This window comes from Leifsonia sp. RCC_180 (genome assembly GCF_058138205.1).
The window spans coordinates 679110-696117 of record NZ_CP200340.1; the positions used below are offsets into that span (position 1 = coordinate 679110).

Annotated in this window: 16 protein-coding genes; 10 read left to right on the forward strand and 6 right to left on the reverse strand. The window is 69.6% G+C overall.

Annotation, left to right across the window (positions count from 1 at the left end; translation table 11 throughout):
• Positions 1-49: 49 nt before the first annotated feature.
• Both AB7E03_RS03345 and AB7E03_RS03350 read right to left on the reverse strand, forming a co-directional pair.
• On the reverse strand, positions 50-1147 hold the full coding sequence (locus AB7E03_RS03345; protein ID WP_489939296.1) for a winged helix DNA-binding domain-containing protein: 1098 nt from the start codon (positions 1145-1147) through the stop codon (positions 50-52).
• Between the two features lie 40 nt (positions 1148-1187).
• Complete coding sequence (locus tag AB7E03_RS03350) at positions 1188-2288, reverse strand: App1 family protein phosphatidate phosphatase (RefSeq protein ID WP_489939298.1); 1101 nt, start codon at positions 2286-2288, stop codon at positions 1188-1190.
• A 202-nt stretch (positions 2289-2490) separates the two neighbouring features.
• On the opposite strand from AB7E03_RS03350, the gene AB7E03_RS03355 reads away from it, so the two are divergent.
• From AB7E03_RS03355 to AB7E03_RS03375, 5 genes are all read left to right on the forward strand, one after another.
• A complete protein-coding gene (locus AB7E03_RS03355; RefSeq protein WP_489939300.1) occupies positions 2491-3147 on the forward strand; it encodes a TetR/AcrR family transcriptional regulator in 657 nt (218 codons plus the stop codon).
• A 273-nt stretch (positions 3148-3420) separates the two neighbouring features.
• Positions 3421-4320 carry an ABC transporter ATP-binding protein gene (locus AB7E03_RS03360; RefSeq protein ID WP_489939302.1) on the forward strand — a complete coding sequence of 300 codons (900 nt, stop codon included), beginning with the start codon at positions 3421-3423 and terminating at the stop codon, positions 4318-4320.
• Entirely contained in the window at positions 4317-5006 is a 690-nt protein-coding gene (locus AB7E03_RS03365; protein ID WP_489939304.1) for an ABC transporter permease, read from the forward strand. Before AB7E03_RS03360 ends, AB7E03_RS03365 begins: the two co-directional genes overlap by 4 nt.
• Positions 5003-5746: an ABC transporter permease gene (locus AB7E03_RS03370; protein ID WP_489939306.1), complete on the forward strand. Its 744-nt coding sequence runs from the start codon at positions 5003-5005 to the stop codon at positions 5744-5746. Before AB7E03_RS03365 ends, AB7E03_RS03370 begins: the two co-directional genes overlap by 4 nt.
• A 54-nt stretch (positions 5747-5800) precedes the next feature.
• On the forward strand, positions 5801-6727 hold the full coding sequence (locus AB7E03_RS03375; RefSeq protein ID WP_489939308.1) for an ABC transporter substrate-binding protein: 927 nt from the start codon (positions 5801-5803) through the stop codon (positions 6725-6727).
• Positions 6728-6729: 2 nt separating this feature from the next.
• Here the strand turns inward: AB7E03_RS03375 and AB7E03_RS03380 are convergent, their stop codons facing one another.
• The 3 genes from AB7E03_RS03380 to AB7E03_RS03390 are packed head-to-tail and all read right to left on the reverse strand — an operon-like array spanning position 6730 to position 8778.
• A complete protein-coding gene (locus tag AB7E03_RS03380; protein ID WP_489939310.1) occupies positions 6730-7407 on the reverse strand; it encodes a DedA family protein in 678 nt (225 codons plus the stop codon).
• Between the two features lie 49 nt (positions 7408-7456).
• Positions 7457-8413 carry a M56 family metallopeptidase gene (locus tag AB7E03_RS03385; RefSeq protein ID WP_489939312.1) on the reverse strand — a complete coding sequence of 319 codons (957 nt, stop codon included), beginning with the start codon at positions 8411-8413 and terminating at the stop codon, positions 7457-7459.
• The gene (locus AB7E03_RS03390; protein ID WP_489939314.1) at positions 8410-8778 is read right to left on the reverse strand and encodes a BlaI/MecI/CopY family transcriptional regulator; all 369 of its coding nucleotides are present in this window, start codon (positions 8776-8778) and stop codon (positions 8410-8412) included. The genes AB7E03_RS03385 and AB7E03_RS03390 overlap by 4 nt, the downstream gene beginning before the upstream one ends.
• Positions 8779-8867: 89 nt before the next feature.
• Between AB7E03_RS03390 and AB7E03_RS03395 the strand changes: the two genes are divergently transcribed.
• Genes AB7E03_RS03395 through cydC form a run of 4 tightly spaced genes read left to right on the forward strand, consistent with a single transcriptional unit; the run spans position 8868 to position 14692 of the window.
• Positions 8868-10277, forward strand: coding sequence for a cytochrome ubiquinol oxidase subunit I (locus tag AB7E03_RS03395; RefSeq protein WP_489939316.1), 1410 nt, complete (start codon positions 8868-8870; stop codon positions 10275-10277).
• Between the two features lie 12 nt (positions 10278-10289).
• On the forward strand, positions 10290-11342 hold the full coding sequence (gene cydB / locus AB7E03_RS03400; protein WP_489939318.1) for a cytochrome d ubiquinol oxidase subunit II: 1053 nt from the start codon (positions 10290-10292) through the stop codon (positions 11340-11342).
• 1 nt (position 11343) lies between these two features.
• Complete coding sequence (gene cydD, locus AB7E03_RS03405; protein WP_489939320.1) at positions 11344-12993, forward strand: thiol reductant ABC exporter subunit CydD; 1650 nt, start codon at positions 11344-11346, stop codon at positions 12991-12993.
• Complete coding sequence (gene cydC, locus AB7E03_RS03410; protein ID WP_489939322.1) at positions 12983-14692, forward strand: thiol reductant ABC exporter subunit CydC; 1710 nt, start codon at positions 12983-12985, stop codon at positions 14690-14692. The genes cydD and cydC overlap by 11 nt, the downstream gene beginning before the upstream one ends.
• Before the next feature lie 6 nt (positions 14693-14698).
• Here the strand turns inward: cydC and AB7E03_RS03415 are convergent, their stop codons facing one another.
• Positions 14699-15523, reverse strand: a complete 825-nt coding sequence (locus AB7E03_RS03415) for an aminotransferase class IV (protein WP_489939324.1) — start codon at positions 15521-15523, stop codon at positions 14699-14701.
• Positions 15524-15540: 17 nt separating this feature from the next.
• Here AB7E03_RS03415 and AB7E03_RS03420 point away from each other — a divergent pair, with 17 nt between their 5' ends.
• Positions 15541-16962, forward strand: coding sequence for an anthranilate synthase component I family protein (locus AB7E03_RS03420; protein ID WP_489939326.1), 1422 nt, complete (start codon positions 15541-15543; stop codon positions 16960-16962).
• The last annotated feature ends 46 nt before the right edge of the window (positions 16963-17008 follow it).

Consider the following 17008-nt stretch of genomic DNA (forward strand, 5'->3'; position numbering starts at 1 on the left):
TCAACGCTACCCGGCCTACGCCCCGTACGCCCCTACGCCCCGTACGCCCCTACGCCGCGTACGTTGCGTACGCGCGCGCCGAGCGCTCCAGCCGAGCTGCGCGCGCCTTGGTCAGCGTCGCGAACGGCTGAGGCACCACGCGGCCTCCGTCGCGGCGCCAGGTGCCGACGATGCGGCCGCCTGCGACGATGATCGGCTGGAAGATCCCGTTGTTGCCGGGGACGATGAGTTCGGCGTGCTCGTCGTCGAGGATCGGCGAGCGGTCCTGGTAGCCGAGCAGGTACTCGTCGAACCCGGGGAGCAGGTGGACCGCATCCTTCTCGGCGCGCGTCTCCGGCGTGGCCTGCGCGCGGTCGAGGAGTTCCGTCGTCACGAGGTACTCGATGCCATCCACCTCGAGCGTCGTGAGCGCGTCGCCCAGCACCGCGCGAGCAGTCTTGGCTCCGGCGACCGTGCCCTTCGTCCACCAGACGAAGTCGCGCACGGTCGCGGGCCCATGCCCCTGCAGATACCGCAGCAGGAACCGGGCGACCGCTTCGTCCGGCGACAGCTCTGCGGGAGCCGGCGCCCATTCGTCGAGCAGCACGAGCGCCTGGGCCGGATTCCCGTTGCCGGCGCGCACGACCGGACCCCAGCACAGGAGCCCGGTCTGCGCGAGGAAGTAGATGAGGTGGTACCCGCGCTGTCCGGCCGTGGAGATTCCCGCCTCTTCCCACACCGTCATGAGGTCGGCTCGGCTGATGCTGCGGCCGCCCGTGAGCGCGGCGGTCACCACCTCGGCCGCGCGCGCGAAGTCGGCGGGTTCGAGTTCGAGCTGCCTCTGCCGGAGTGCAAGCCCGGCCACCAGGCGCTCGGTCGTCACCGACAGCATCCAGCGCAGGTCCTCCGGTGGCACGAAATGGAGGGTGCCGCGCATGGGCCAGGAGCGGATGATCCTGCCGGCGTCGAGGTCGGAGAGGACGTCCGCCTGCGTCGCGCCCGTCGTCCGCAGAGCGAGAGCCCAGCATCCCGCTGCGAAGTCCTGACCCTGCAGGGCGAGCATGCGACGCGCGACGGAGGCGGGATCGGGCTGGCGGCGGCCGTCGATCGCTTGCGCGAGCCGACGGAGGCGGAGGAGGTCGGCGCGGCGGACTCGGCTGGCGGGCATGGGTCCAGCCTGCCAGTGACCGCCGACACGGCGCATCCGGCTAGTGGAGCAGGCCGAGCTCTCCGAGCTGTTCGCTCAGGCCGGCCCCGTCGGGGGCGTACACCCACGGCGTGCCGGACAGCTCGCTGTGCTTGTCGGCCTTCGACCGCCCACCGGCGAGGACGGCCTCGCCACTGGACAGCTGCCGGATCGCGACTGCCGCGACGTTGTCGGGGTGGGCGACCGTGAACTCGCCGTAGAGGTCTTCGTCGTGCTGGCCGTCGTCGCCGATCAGCAGCCACTTGAGCCCGGGGAACTCCTCCGAGAGGCGCTCGAGGCTCGTCCGCTTGTGCTCGCGGCCGCTGCGGAACCAGCGGTCGTGCGTAGGCCCCCAGTCGGTGAGGAGCAGGGCTCCCGCGGGGAACAGATTCCGCGAGAGGAAGCGGCTGAGCGTGGGCGCGACGTTCCAGGCCCCGGTCGAGAGATAGACGACGGGCGCTCCGGGATGCGCGGCGGCGAGCCGTTCGAGCAGCACCGCCATGCCCGGCGTCGGGACGCGGGCGTGCTCGTCGAGCACGAACGTGTTCCACGCGGCGAGGAAGGGGCGGGGGAGCGCCGTGACCATGACCGTGTCGTCGACGTCGGAGATGATCCCGAAGGTCGCCTTCGGGTCGATGACGAACACGGGGGCTTCGAAGACCCGGGCCGACTCGGCGGTCGAGAGGCGCACGGTGTGCCAGCCGGGGGTCAGCTGCACCGGGACGACGGTGTCGATCACGCCGCCGCGATCGGTGACGACTTCATGGCGCTCGCCCTCGATCTCGACTGTCACGGTGGTCATCGCCAGCGGGACGCTGACGAACGAACGCCAACCGCGCACGGACTCCTCCCGCTTGCGGTGCAGGCGCTCGGCACGGCTCCCGGGTCGCGGATCCTTCGCGAGCACGACGCGGCCGAGGATGCGCACCCAGCTCGGCGAGCCGTAGCCGGTGTACGGCACCACGGTCGCCAGGAAACCGCGCTTGCGGGCGCGACGGGCGCGGAACTCGTGGAACGCATCTTCCAGGCGCGCTGCGCGGTGCATGATCGGCTCGACCGCGGCGCCTCGGCGGGCGACGGGCTCGCCGGAGACCTGCTCGGGGCGCGATTCGGGGGAGGGCATCTGAGCTATTTTCTCATGGAGTGAACGTGCGCACGAATGCATCCCCCAGATTTGGGGGACAATTCCGCGGCGCGTCACAGGGTAATCCTCAGCAGAAGTGAGGTTTCCACGAATATGATCGGGTCAGTGCGACGGGTCGCCCCGTCGCCGGGCTGGGGACCCGCAATACCGCCTTATTCGAGAGAAAGAAGGAGTCGCCCTCGTGCCCATCAACGATCTGGTTGCCGGTCAGACCACTGTCGGAGCGCAACTCGTGCGTACGGAGCCGATTCAGGAGCGCAGCGCTGCGCGGATCGACGCCCTGCTCGATGCCGCCGCCGATGTGGTCGACGAAATCGGCTTCGACCGGCTCACCACCGCCATGGTGGCAGAACGCGCCGGCGCGTCCATCGGGACCGTGTACCGCTACTTCCCTGACCGCATCGTGCTGCTCCAGGCCCTGCGCGACCGGGCGCTGCTGCGCTACCGACGCTCGGTCGTCGAGGCCATCGACGCGCAGTCGCCCGCACACTGGTGGAACGCTGTGGAGTGCGCGATCGACGCTTTCGTCGAGATGTTCCGCACCGAGCGCGGTTTCCGCATCATCCGGTTCACCGACGCCGAGCGCTCCGGAGCAGCAGAGGATGAGACACTTCCGGACACCGGCTTCGCGAACCAATTCGCGCAGATTCTTTCCGACGAGTACGGGCTCCCGGGGGGCGACGACCTCGCCTTCCGGCTCCAGGTGGTCGTGGAGATCATGGACTCCCTGATCAACCGTGCTTTCGTGGAAGACCCGAACGGCGACGAGCGCTACATCTCGGAGGCGCGGGACGTCGCACGCGAGTACCTGGAACGGCGGTTCGGGCCGAACTCCTGAGTTCGGTTGGTCGCATCCCTCGGGAATGTCGGTGGTCGGTGGCAAGTTGCCATCCACAGAGGCGAGCACTCCGAACACAGAGTGCACCACACCGAATCGCCGCTTCACCGAGAGGAAGGGGGCCGGAATGCGACCGACCCTGTCCGCCACAATTCGACGTATTCCGTTGCGCAAACGGCTGGACGCTGTTTGGCTTACGTCGATGGCTCTCACGTCCCCCGCACTTTTTCGCGCCTCAATGAGCGCAGCGTTCCCGACCCAGGGAGCGCTGACGTGATCGAGTTCCGCGATGTGACCAAGCGCTTCCCGGACGGGACGCTCGCCGTCGACGACTTCTCGCTGGTGATCCCGTCGCGCAAGATCACCGTGCTGGTCGGCTCCTCGGGAAGCGGAAAGACGACCATCCTGCGGATGATCAACCGCATGGTCGACCCGACCTCGGGGCAGATCGAGATCGACGGAGAGGATGTCCTCTCGCTCAAGCCGGTGGCCCTTCGCCGATCGATCGGCTATGTGATGCAGAATTCCGGACTGCTCCCGCACCGCAAGGTCGTCGACAACATCGCGACCGTTCCGCTCCTGACCGGAGTGAAGAAGAAGGATGCGCGCGAGCGTGCCCTCGAACTGATGGACACGGTCGGGCTCGAACGGTCGCTGGCCGACCGGTACCCGAGTCAGCTCTCCGGCGGGCAGCAGCAGCGTGTGGGCGTGGCCCGCGGTCTTGCCGTCGACCCCAACATCCTGCTGATGGACGAACCCTTCGGCGCGGTGGACCCGATCGTGCGCGACGATCTCCAGAACGAACTCCTCCGGCTTCAGCGCGACCTGGGAAAGACCGTCGTCTTCGTGACGCACGACATCGACGAGGCCTTCAAGCTCGGCGACCAGGTCGTCATCTTCCGCAAGGGCGGGATCGTCGCCCAGAAGGGCACCCCTGCCGAGATCCTCGCCGACCCGGCCGACGACTTCGTCGCGTCGTTCGTCGGCGCCGACCGCGGTCGGCGCGCCCTGCACGTGGAGGAGACACCGACCGGTTCGGTGCTCGTCGACAGCGACGGCCGCGCCGCGGGCGTCCTTTCCGGACCACTGCACGGTGGTTCCGGCTCCTTCGAGGCAAAGGCCGCGACCGTTTCGGTCGCGGGTGCTCCGGCGCAGGGTGAGGACGCGCCGTGAGCTTCTTGTGGTCGAACCTCGGCCAGGTCTGGAATCTCACGGTCTACCACGTGTGGCTGAGTGCACTGCCGATCGTCATCGGCTTCGTGCTCTCCCTGCCGATCGGGTGGCTGGCGAACCGCTACCGGCTCAGCCGGGGCGTGTTGCTGACGGTGGGCGGCATCCTCTACGCCATCCCGTCTCTGCCGCTGTTCTTCGCCATGCCGGCGCTGATCGGCACGCAGATCCTCTCGCCCATCAATGTCGTGGTCGCGCTGAGCATCTACGCGCTGGCGCTGATGGTCCGCACCACGGCTGACGCGCTCGGGTCGGTCCCGGGCGATGTTCTGCAGTCGGCGACCGCGGTCGGCTTCTCGACCTGGCGGCGGTTCTGGTCGGTCGAGCTGCCGCTCGCAGGTCCGGTCCTCCTCGCCGGCCTCCGGGTCGTGTCCGTAAGCACGGTCAGCCTCGTCAGCGTCGGGGCGCTGCTCGGCGTCCCCAACCTGGGGTACCTGTTCACAGACGGCCTCAACCGCTCGTACACCGAGGAGGTCGCGGTGGGCATCGTGCTCATCATGCTGCTCGCCCTGGTGTTCGATCTGATCCTCGTCGGCATCGGGCGTCTGCTGCTGCCCTGGTCGCGTGCCGACCGGCGCGCCTCGCGGCTCAGTCGTCGCCAGGCCATGAAGACGGTGGTGGGCGCATGACCGACATCGTCGCCGCCTTCGGCTGGATCTTCGACCCGGTGAACTGGTCGGGGCCGAACGGCATCCCGGTGCGGCTCGGCGAGCACATCGTGTACTCGCTGCTCACCCTCCTGCTCGCAGCCATCATCGCACTGCCCATCGGATTCGCGATCGGTCACAGCGGTCGGTTCCGCGGCCTCGCCGTCGGAGTCTCCGGCGCTCTCCGCGCGCTGCCGACGCTCGGCCTCGTGATCTACCTGGCGCTGATCACGACGAACCTCACGATCGTGCCGCCGCTCATCGCGCTGACCATCCTGGCCATCCCACCGATCCTGGCCGGAGCGTACTCGGGCCTCGAATCGGTCGACCGGGCGCCCATCGATGCGGCCCGTGCGATCGGGATGACGGGCTGGCAAGTGTTCGCCAAAGTCGAGCTCCCGCTCGCCCTGCCGCTCGTGATCGGCGGCATCCGCTCCGGAGCGCTGCAGGTGATCGCCACCTGGACGGTTGCCGCGATCCTTCCCGTGGGGGGTCTCGGCCGGTACCTGTTCGACGGTATCGCCGTGCAGAACTATCCGGAGATGCTCGGCGGCTCCATCATCGTCGTCGCGCTGGCGCTCGTCTCCGACGGGATCTTCGCGATCGTCCAGCGGCTGGTCGTCCCGCCCGGTGTCGCCGCAGGGCGCGTCCGCGACTCCGCTGAGGGGGAGCCCCGACGGGCCGCCCGCAGCACCGCGCGCGAGAGCGCATCCACCACCTGACCCGAACGTTTACGTCCCACGCACACAGAGAAACACACCAAGAGAAGAGAGATCATGTTCGCATCGAAGAAGAGCCGCATCGCGGCCGGCGTGCTCGCCGCCGGGGCGCTGCTCGCCCTCAGCGCCTGCTCATCCGGCGGTGGCGCCTTCAGCTCCGACAAGGCATCGTCCTCCAGCGACACCGTCACGGTCGGCTCGGCCGCGTTCGGCGAGTCCGAGATCCTCATGCAGATCTACGGCCAGGCGCTCGAGGCCAACGGCGTCAAGGTCGCGTACAAGCCGAGCATCGGCCAGCGCGACGTCTACCTGAAGGCCCTCCAGGACGGCTCCATCGACCTCATCCCGGAGTACAGCGGCAACCTGCTCCAGTTCTACGACAAGAACAGCACCGCCACCTCCAGCGACGACGTGATCACCGCACTCGGCAAGGCACTGCCGAAGGGCTACGAGGTGCTCGACCAGTCGGAGGCTCAGGACGCCGACTCGTACAACGTCACCAAGGAGTTCTCCGAGAAGTGGAAGGTCACAAGCCTCGATGACCTCAAGAAGGTGACCGACCCGCTGACGGTCGGCGCGAACCCGGAGTTCCAGACGCGGCCCTACGGCATCCCGGGGCTCAAGTCGGCCTACGGCGTCACCGCGACGCTCAAGCCGATCAGCGACTCGGGCGGCCCGCTGACCGTCGCCGCTCTGAAGAACGGCGATGTGCAGTTGGCGGACATCTACACGACGACTCCGGCGATCAAGGACAACGGCTTCGTCACGCTGAAGGACCCGAAGAACCTGATCGCCGCGCAGAACATCGTTCCGCTGATCAACAGCGACAAGGCGTCCGACAAGGTCAAGGACGTGCTGAACAAGGTCTCCAAGGAACTCACCACGGAAGACCTGATCGACATGAACGGCGAGAACCAGGGCGACAGCAAGACGCAGCCCGACGCCGTCGCGAAGAAGTGGCTCCAGGACCACCCGATCAAGTAGGCCTATTCGGCATCAGGCAGCGGCGGCTCGGATTCCCGGGCCGCCGCTTCCATGTGCCGGGCCTCCCGCTTGGTCAGTACCTTCTTCACCACGAACACGGCCACCAGGAAGACCGCGATGACGGCGACGAAGACGTATCCCGCCCAGTGCAGCTCGCGTGACAGCTCGCGGTATCCGCCGGCCGCGGCAGAGCCGACGCTCACGTAGGCGAAGGCCCACAGAACGCAGGCCGGCACCGTCCAGGCCATGAAGGTCCGATAGCGCATCGGGCTCATGCCGACCGTCAGCGGGATGATCGAGTGCAGCACCGGAAGGAACCGCGAGAGGAACACGGCGATCCCGCCACGGCGCGCCAGGTACGCCTCGGCCCGGTCGAAGTTGCGGATGCCGATCCGCCGGCCGAGGCGGCTGCCCCGGATGCGCGGGCCGAACCAGCGCCCGAGCGCGAAACCGATCGACTCGCCGCAGAGCGCCCCGACGATCACCGCAAGCACCAGGGCGACGTACTCTACGGGGTTTGCCACACCGGTGCTGGCGACGAGCACGATGGTGTCGCCGGGCACGATGAGGCCGACGAGGATGGACGTCTCGAGCAGGATCCCGACGCCGGCGAGAAGCGTCCTGAGAACAGGATCGACGCTCTGGACGAGGTCGAGGATCCAGGTCAGTGCATCGTTCATGTCGTTCCCCGCGGCGGCATACCCGAATGCTAGCGGCGCGCCCTGGCTCTCAGCTGACGAGGACCACGACGGGCGGCACCACGACCAGCAGTACCGTCAGCACGACCACGACGGCCCGCAGCGCCGGACCTACCGTGCGGCGGTGGCCCGTCAGGCGTTCCTCCCGGGCGACGAGGGCGGCGCGACGCTGCTCGGGCGTCCTCCGATCCTTCGGCGCACCCAATACGGCACCGGCCTGCCCCGTCTCGTCGACCAGCCGGATCGCCTCGGCGAGCGCCGCGTCCCCGGAGGTGCGCCGGGCGGTGTCGTCCGCCAGCATCTCCAGCAGCAGGGCCACGGCGTCCTGAGCCCGCGTGGCGATCGGGAACCATGGCAGCGCCCGTTTCCATGACCGGAAGGCGTCGAGCAGCAGGTGGTGCTTCTGCCGCAGGTGGGCGCGCTCGTGGGCGACCACCGCATCCAGCTCGGCGGGGGAGAGGAGTTCGATCATGCCCTCGCTGAGCACGGTCACGCTACGCGCGCCGGGCAGGCAGTAGGCCGCGGGCGCCGGGTGGTCGATGACCCGGGTGCTCGGGGTGTCGGGGAGAGGCGAGGACAGCAGTCGCAGCAGCTCCATGTGGCGGTGGCGCTGATTGCGGCTCCGCACCGAGGTGAGCGCGAGGTTCAGGAGCAGGTGCGCGGTGAGCAGGATGGCGGCGCTCAGCAGGAACGCGTTGAACAGGGTCGCCTCGGGCGGCAGAGGGCCGTGGAAGAGGGAAGCCCAGGCGCCCTCGATCCGGCTCCACAGGGTGTCGCCGAACGGCTGCAGCCCGGCGAGCAGGAGCGATCCGATCATCGAGATGCCGCCGGCGAGGGCGATCGACTGCCAGAGGGCGACGGCGAGTACCGGGGCGGCTGAGGGCCACTTCGCGCGGGCGAGCAGCAGCGGCACCGGCCACGCGAGGGCGACCGCGAGGGCGCCGAGGAAGATCGCCCCGGTCAGTCCCGCGGCGGGGTCGGCGCTCACACGCTGCGCGCGTCGAGCAGACGGCGCAGCATCTCCGCCTCGGACTCGTCGACCGAGCCGACGAAGTACGCCAGGGCCTCGGTGCGGTCGGAGGACGACTCCAGCACTTCGCGCATGAGATCGGCGACGTGACCGGCGCGCGTAAGTGCAGCGTAGTAGAGGTGCGGCCGGGCATCGCGGTCGCGGCCGACGAACCCTTTGGCCTCCAGGCGGGAGAGCACCGTCAGGATCGTGGTGAGCGCCGGTGCCTTTCCGGTCGCGCGCGCCGCCGCTAGCTTGTCGCGTAGTTCGCCCGCGGTGATGGGCGCGTCGCCGTCCCACAGGGCGTCCATGACTGCCCGCTCCAGTTCTCCGAGATTGGCCACGGATACAGGGTAGCGCGATCAGGCTGGGAATGTTCTACACTTCGTAGAAGTTGTTTTCTACAGAGCGTAGAAGAGGCGAAAGGATGCACGTGAACGAGCTGCTGGACCCGCTCCTGCTGTCGCGCTGGCAGTTCGGGCTCACCACGATCTACCACTTCCTGTTCGTTCCGCTGACGATCGGGCTGGTCACCTGCACCGCCGTCTTCCAGACGGCCTGGTACCGGACGGGGAAGCCGCACTACCTGCAGCTCACCCACTTCTTCGGCAAGATCTTCCTGATCAACTTCGCGATGGGAGTCGTCACCGGCATCGTGCAGGAGTTCCAATTCGGCATGAACTGGTCGGACTACTCCCGCTTCGTCGGCGACATCTTCGGGGCCCCCTTGGCGCTGGAAGGTCTCCTGGCGTTCTTCCTCGAGGCGACCTTCATCGGCCTGTGGATCTTCGGCTGGGACCGATTGCCGAAAGGTCTGCACCTGGCGACCATCTGGGTGGTCTCGGTGGGCAGCATCCTCTCGGCGTACTTCATCCTGGCGGCGAACGCCTTCATGCAGAACCCGGTCGGCTACCACCTCAACGCGGCGAAGGGACGGGCCGAGCTCACCGATCTGTGGGCCGTGCTGACGAACAAGGTGGCCCTCGCGGCGTTCCCGCACACGATCTTCGGCTGCTTCATGGTCTCGGCCGGCCTCATCATCGCCGTCGCCGCCTGGCATTTGTCGCGCAACCGGCACCTCGACACCATGCGTCCGGCGCTGAAGTTCGGCCTCTGGCTGATGGTGGGCGCCGCGGTCGGCACGGTGCTCAGCGGCGACCAGCTGGGGCTGGCGATGGTCGAGACGCAGCCGATGAAGATGGCGGCGGCGGAGGCGCTCTACAAGACCTCGACCGGGGCGGACGCCTCCTTCTCGATCTTCACCCTCGGCACCCCTGACGGCGTGCACGAGCTGTTCTCGATCCGCATCCCGTACCTGCTGTCGTTCCTCTCCACGCACAGCCTGAACGGCACCGTGGAGGGCATCAACGACCTGCAGGCGCAGTACACGCACCTGTACGGGCCGGGCGACTATACGCCGATCATCTGGGTCACCTACTGGGCGTTCCGGTGGATGATCGGGCTCGGGATGCTCCACGTGCTGATCGCCGTAGCCGGCCTCTGGTTCACCCGCAAGGGCCGGACACCGCGGACGTGGATGTGGCGGATCGCGATCTGGGCGATGCCGCTGTCGCTCCTCGCCATGGTGGTCGGCTGGGTGTTCACCGAGATGGGCCGTCAGCCGTGGATCGTGTTCAGCCTCATGAAGACGGCCGACGGCGTCTCTCCCGGGACGACGGGTCTCGAGGTGCTGATCTCGCTGGTGGCCTTCACCGCCGTGTACGGCACGCTCGCCGTTGTCGAGTTTCTGCTCATCAAGCGCGCGGCGCAGAAGGGCCCGGAGGACGTCTCGAAGCACCTCGATGACGCCGGTGAGCCCATCCCCGTCGCGACGATCTACTAGGAGGCACCGCACATGGATCTCGCAGTTCTCTGGTTCGGCTTCGTCGCCTTCTTCTTCGTCGGCTACTTCGTGCTCGACGGGTTCGACTTCGGCGTCGGGATGGCGCTGCCGTTCCTCGGGCGCGACGACGTCGACCGCCGCGTGATGATCAACACCATCGGCCCGGTCTGGGACCTCAACGAGACGTGGGTGATCGTCGGCGGGGCCGCCCTCTTCGCGGCGTTCCCGGAGTGGTACGCCACACTGTTCAGCGGGTTCTACCTGGCCCTGCTGCTCATCCTGCTCGCTCTGATCGTTCGCGGTGTGTCGTTCGAGTACCGGCACCAGCGCGCCGGCGACCGCTGGAAGAAGTGGTTCGACGGGATGATCATCACAGGTTCGGCGCTGCCCGCGTTCCTGTGGGGCGTCGCGTTCGCGAACATCGTGCAGGGCGTGACTCTGGATGCGAACCACGACTACACCGGCACCTTCTTCGACCTGCTCAACGGCTACGCGCTGCTGGGCGGTCTCACGACGCTGCTGCTGTTCTTCACCCACGGCGTCGTGTTCATCTCGCTGAAGACCGATGGTGAGCTGCGGGTGCGGGCACGAAAGCTGGCCGCCAAGGCGGGGCTCGTCGCGATCGTCGTCGCGGTCGTCTTCCTCGGCTGGACCGCGCTCTCGCACTTCTCGCCGGTCTTCCTGGCACTGGCCATCCTCGCGGCGGTCGCCCTCGTCTCCTCCTGGATCGCCAACCTGCGCGGGGCCGAAGGCTGGTCCTTCGGGTTCATGGCCGCGACGATCGCACTGGCTGTGGTCTCGCTGTTCGCCGCGCTGTTCCCGGATGTGATGCCCTCCTCGCCGAACCCGGAGAACAGCCTGACGATCGCGAACGCGTCGAGCTCGCAGACGACGCTGACGATCATGACCTGGGTCGTGGCGATCTTCTTGCCGCTGATCCTCGTGTACCAGGTCTTCACCTACTGGATCTTCCGCAAGCGGGTCACGCGCGACCACATCCCGCAGGAAGGACCGGCCGTGGAGCCGACGGCCGACGACGACACCCCGCGGCCGGTGACCGCCTGACATGAAGCCGCTCGACCCCCGCCTCCTGCGCTATGTGTCATCCACCCGCGGCACCCTCGCCGTCGGGGGGATGCTCGCCGTGCTGCAGACCGCATCCATCGTCGCTTTCGCCTGGCTCGTCACGGACCTGGTGGTGCGCGCGATCGCCGGGGATTCGCTCACGGACCTCGGCGGCACGCTCGCGCTGCTGGCCGTCGTGGTGCTGGTGCGCGCCGTTCTGCTGTGGGCCGTCGACGCGGTTGCGGCGCGCGGCGGCGCACGCGCGGTCGGGCAGTTGCGGGAGCGCCTGGTGTCGGCGATCGGGCGCCTCGGTCCGGGATGGGTCTCCCGCCGCAACAGCGGTGAGGTGACGCTGATCGCGGGCCACGGCATGGACGCGCTCGACGGGTACTTCGCCAAGTACCTGCCCCAGCTCATCGCGACGGCGGTCGCGACTCCGCTGCTCGTGCTGACGATCGGATGGCGGGATCTGACCAGCGGGATCGTCCTCGTCGTGACGCTCCCGCTCATCCCGGTCTTCATGGTCCTCGTCGGCTGGGCTACGCAGGCCGCCCAGCGGCGGCAGTGGCGGGCCCTTTCGACGCTGTCGAGCGGATTCCTGGATGTCGTCGCCGGGCTCGCGACGCTCAAGCTGTTCGGCCGCCAGCACCGGCAGGAGGCCCGCATCCGCCAGGTCAGCGAGCAGTACCGCCTGCACACGATGCGGGTGCTGCGGATGTCGTTCCTGTCGGGGTTCGTGCTGGAACTGGCGGCGAGCCTGTCGGTCGCGGTCATCGCGGTGACGATCGGGCTGCGGCTGCTGGGTGGGTCGCTCGACCTCTCGGCCGGGCTGTTCGTGCTGCTGCTCGCGCCGGAGGCGTTCCTCCCGCTGCGTAATGTCGGAGCGAGCTATCACGCGGCCGCGGAGGGCATCGAGGCGGCGTCGAACGCGTTCGCGGTGATCGAGGCGGCGGAGGATGCGACGGTCGCTGCTGCCGCGGATGTCGGAGCAGGCAGGGGCGGGCTCGTGTTCGACGACGTCCGCGTCGCGTACGACGGACGGACCGTGGTGGACGGGTTCAGCGCGGACGTCCGGCCGGGCGAGTTCGCCGTGCTGCAGGCGCCGAGCGGGGCCGGCAAGTCGAGCCTCATCGCTGCGGTGCTGGGGTTCGTGGCGGCGGAGGGTCGCATCCACGTGGGCGGTCGTACGGACGCCGAAGGTCGACGGGAGGCGGTGTCGTGGTCGGGACAGCGTCCGGCGCTCATGGCCGGGAGCATCGCCGAGAACGTCGCGCTGGGGGATGCGGTCGACCCTGTGCAGGTGGCCGAGGCGCTGCGAGGCGCAGCGGCCTCTGAACTGGACCCGGAACTGGTGCTCGGGCCGGGCGGAACCGGGTTGTCGGGTGGCCAGGCACAGCGAGTCGGGGTGGCCCGCGCGCTGTACCGGCTACGGAGCCAGGGATGCCCGGTGCTGATCCTCGACGAGCCGACGTCCGCGCTGGACGCCTCGACCGAGCGGCGGCTGCTGCAGTCGCTGCGGATGGTGGCGGAGGACGGAGTGGCTGTGCTGGTGGTCAGTCACCGGCAGGCGGTGGCGGATGCGGCCGATACCGTGCTCAGGATTCCCGAAGTGGGTATCGAAGCGAGGGCGGAGGTGTCCGGTGTCCGCTGAACCCGTACGTGGCGTCGTCGCCGCCGATCCGTCGGAGGTGCGCCGCATTCTGCGCCTGGCCGTTCCCTCGGCCGGTCGGCTGTGGACCGCGATCGCCTTCGGTGCGCTCAGCGGGGCGAGCGCGGTCGCGCTGCTCGGCGTCTCCGCGTGGCTGATCACCCGCGCCTCGGAACAGCCCGCACTGATGTACCTATCGATGGCGGTCGTCGGTGTGCGTGCCTTCGCCCTCGGCAGGGCGTTCTTCCGCTACCTGGAACGGCTGGCGGGACATGACGCGGCCTTCCGGCAGCTGGGCACCATCCGGTCGCGGCTGTTCACCCGCCTGGTGCCGCTCGCGCCCGACGGACTTCACGGGGTCCGGTCCGGCGACCTGCTTGCCCGCATCGCGGATGACGTGGACGAGCTTCAGAACCTGTCCGTGCGCGTTATCCAGCCGCTCGTCTCTGCGGGTGTCGTCGCCGCGGGCAGCGTCGTCGTGGCGGCCCTGATCCTTCCGGCCGCCGGTGTCGTGCTGCTGGTCACGCTGGTCGCGACGCTGGTCGCAGGCGCCCTGGTGAACCGCTGGTCCGCCGGGGCCGCGGAGCGTCGCATCGCGCCGCTGCGGGCCGCGGTGAACGATGCCCTGCACGACCTGGTGAGCAATCTTGACGTGCTCACCGCCTACGGCGCCCTCCCGGCGGCCGAGGAGCGTGTGCGCCGTGCGAGCGCGCGGCTCACGGCGGCGGTCCGTGTGCGCGCTGTCGGTCTGGGGCTGACGGCCGGTGCGGTGTCGCTGCTCGCCGGCGCCGCCACGGTTGGGGCGCTGGCCTGCGGCATCCCGGCTCTGGGTGGCGGTGCGATCGACGGCCCGGGACTCGCCGTGATCGTGCTGCTGCCGTTGGCGGTGTTCGAGGTGTTCGGGACGGTGCCGCTCGCGTTCGGCGCCTGGCGGCGGGTGCGGGCGAGCGCCGAGCGGATCGCGTCTGTGGCTCCCGCGAGCGTGCCGGCCGGGATCCCGGTGGATGCGCCGGACGCGCGTGACCTCGCGGTCGGTTCGGTGCCCGAGGTGCGGCTGGATGCGGTGTCGGCCAGCTGGCCGGACGAGGGGTCGCCGGTTGTCGACAGCGTCTCGCTGCGGCTTGCACCGGGGGAGCGCGTTCTGCTCACTGGTCCGACCGGCGCCGGGAAGACGGCGCTGGCGCACGTGCTGACGCGCCTGCTCGACCACACCGGCGACTACCGGCTCGACGGCATCCCGACGCGGGAGCTGCGACAGGATGACGTGCGGCAAGTGGTGGGTCTCGTGGAGCAGCGTCCGTACCTGTTCGACTCCGACCTCCGGCAGAACCTGCTCTTCGCGCGGGACACCGCGACGGACGACGAGCTGCTCGCGGTACTCGACCGGGTGGGGCTGCGCGACTGGGCGGTCTCGCGCGGCGGGCTGTCCGCTCGGATGGGGGAGCGCGGGGCCCTGGTCTCGGGCGGCCAGGCGCAACGCATCGCGCTGGCCCGGGCGCTGCTCGCCGACTTCCCGGTGCTGATCGTCGACGAGCCGACCGCGAACGTGGACGCGTCGGTCGCGGACACGATCGTCCGGGATGTGCTGCAGACGGCGGCGGAGGACGGCAGGACGGTGCTGCTCATCTCGCACACGGAGGTGCCGGCCGGGCTGATCGATCGTGAGCTGCGGATAGAGGGTGGGCGGCTCGTGGGTGCGTGAGCGGCTTCAGCCCTGCGGCGCCTGCGACACCGGGGGCAATGGCCGCGCGAGCATCGCGAACCGTGCCCGCCACGCCTCCGTCCGTGCGGCATCCTGCACCAGCGCGGGCCCGTCGACCCACGCCGTGACCGCGCGAATCCCGTGCAGCGCATTCACAGCCCACAGCACAACACCGTCGAGCTCCGCCGGACGCACCGCCTCCTCGTCGACCGGCACCCCGAGTGCCGCGGCGATCCCGCGTACCGTCCTCGCCGCGACGCTGTCCACCCGCGGCAGCGAGAACGGCGGCGCGAACAGCGCATCCCCGCGCCACCACAGCAGCGCGGTGCTCGTGCCGTCCGACACCTGCCCGCCGTCGAGGAGGATCGCCTCCTGCGCCCCACGCCGCTGGGCGCGCTGACGCACGGCGCTCAGCGTGTCGATGTCCGGCCCCTTGAGTTCGGGGGTGCGCCGCGGGTCCGCCTCCGCCGTCGCCACGACCACCGAGGTCGTCAGCGGCGGCGCGGTGCGCAGCCGGAATCGCAGGCGCAGCGCATCCCGTGCGCGAACCAATTCGAAGCGGGGGAACCACGCACCCTCGCGCGGTAGCGTGCCGATGCCAGCCTCCCAGAACGCTTCGAGCTCCCCGGCCGACGCGAAGCCCTGCTCGCGAGCCGTCTCGGCGAACCGCGTCCGGTGGAGGCCTAGGGCGAGGGACTCGCCGTGCTGCACCAGGAACGAATCGGCCGCCAGCAAATGCGTCTCCACCAGCTCGCAGTCCTCGCGCACCCGCAACTCGCCCTCCGCCCAATCGGCGATCGTGCTGACAGGTCCGGTGCCGTGCGCGTCCACTCGCCTAGGCTAGCCCGGTGGTCCTCCCGCTCCGCACGCAGCCGCTCGACTTCTGGGTCGACCCGGCGGACGCGTTCGTTGCGCTCTTCGGCGGCGACGCCGGGGCGGACGCCGCCTGGCTCGACAGCGGGCCGGACGCGGGCGGCGGACATTCGTTCATCGGTACGGGCCGGCTCACCATGACGTCGTCGGTTGCCGACGGCACCGTCACGGTCGGCGAGGTGCGGAAGCCCGGCGGAATTCTGGATGCGCTGCGCGCCGACCTCGCGCAGCGCCCGCACGCTGAGCCGTCACCGTATCCCGTCGGCTGGTGGGGCCGGATCGGCTACGAAGCCGGGGCCGCGGCGGTCGGCGCGCCGGTCGCCGCCGGTGACCCGACGGAGAACGCGCCGGAGAACCCGCCGGAGAACCCGCCGGCCGACCCGACCGCCGACGCCGCTCTCCTCCTCGTCGACCGCCTCGTCGCCTTCGACCACGCGGCGCAGTCCGTCGCCCTCGTCACCTCCGACGACGCCGACGGTCGTGCCTGGGCAGCCGCGACCGCGGTGACGCTCGGCCAGGTTTCCGGCGCCGCGCGTGCCTACGAGACGGCACACCCGCTCCCGGAAGCGACAGCACGCTGGCGTCACGACGACCCGGCCTACCTCGCCGCGATCCGCGCGTGCCAGGAGGCCATCCACGACGGGGATGCCTACCAGCTCTGCCTGACGAACCGTGCCGTCGCGACCACCACGGCGGATCCGCTGGCCGTCCACCTTCGTCTCCGCCGGGCGAGCCCTGCACCGCACGCGGGGTTCCTCCGGATCGGCGGCGAGGCGCTGGTGAGCTCGTCGCCCGAGCAGTTCCTCCGCGTCGAGCCGGACGGCCGCGTGCGAACCCGGCCGATCAAAGGGACGCGGCCGCGAGGAGCGACCCTCGCCGCCGATCTGGTGTTGCGGGCGGACCTCGAGGCGAGCCAGAAGGAGCGCGCCGAGAATGTGATGATCGTCGACCTCATGCGCAACGACCTGGGCCGGGTCAGCAGGGTCGGATCGGTCGAAGTCACGCACCTTCTCGCGGTGGAGAGCTACGCGCAGGTCCACCAGCTCGTGTCCACCGTCGCGGGGCTCCTGCGCCCGGGTCTCGGCGCAGTGGATGCGGTCGCCGCCTGCTTCCCGGCCGGCTCGATGACCGGCGCGCCGAAGCTCAGCGCGATGCGCATTCTGAATCGTCTGGAGGGCGGCCCGCGAGGGGCGTTCGCGGGATGTTTCGGCTTCTTTGCCTTCGACGGCACGGCGGATCTCGCCATGGTGATCCGCAGCATCCACTTCGCCGGGGACACCGCTGTGATCGGAGCAGGAGGCGGCATCACCGCGCTGTCGGTGCCGGAGGAGGAGCTCCAGGAGGTGCGGGTGAAGGCCGCCGCCCTTCTCGCGGCGGCCGGGCTCACGGTGCGCTGACCACACCGCCCGTGCGGACAATCACGCCTGCCGCGAACTGAACGGT

Excerpts from the sequence above, each read along its gene's own strand:
- AB7E03_RS03345 (WP_489939296.1), bottom strand. The coding sequence starts at position 1,147 with ATGCCCGCCAGCCGAGTCCGCCGCGCCGACCTCCTCCGCCTCCGTCGG.
- AB7E03_RS03350 (WP_489939298.1), bottom strand. The coding sequence starts at position 2,288 with ATGCCCTCCCCCGAATCGCGCCCCGAGCAGGTCTCCGGCGAGCCCGTC.
- AB7E03_RS03370 (WP_489939306.1), top strand. The coding sequence starts at position 5,003 with ATGACCGACATCGTCGCCGCCTTCGGCTGGATCTTCGACCCGGTGAAC.
- AB7E03_RS03375 (WP_489939308.1), top strand. The coding sequence starts at position 5,801 with ATGTTCGCATCGAAGAAGAGCCGCATCGCGGCCGGCGTGCTCGCCGCC.
- AB7E03_RS03380 (WP_489939310.1), bottom strand. The coding sequence starts at position 7,407 with ATGAACGATGCACTGACCTGGATCCTCGACCTCGTCCAGAGCGTCGAT.
- cydB (WP_489939318.1), top strand. The coding sequence starts at position 10,290 with ATGGATCTCGCAGTTCTCTGGTTCGGCTTCGTCGCCTTCTTCTTCGTC.
- cydD (WP_489939320.1), top strand. The coding sequence starts at position 11,344 with ATGAAGCCGCTCGACCCCCGCCTCCTGCGCTATGTGTCATCCACCCGC.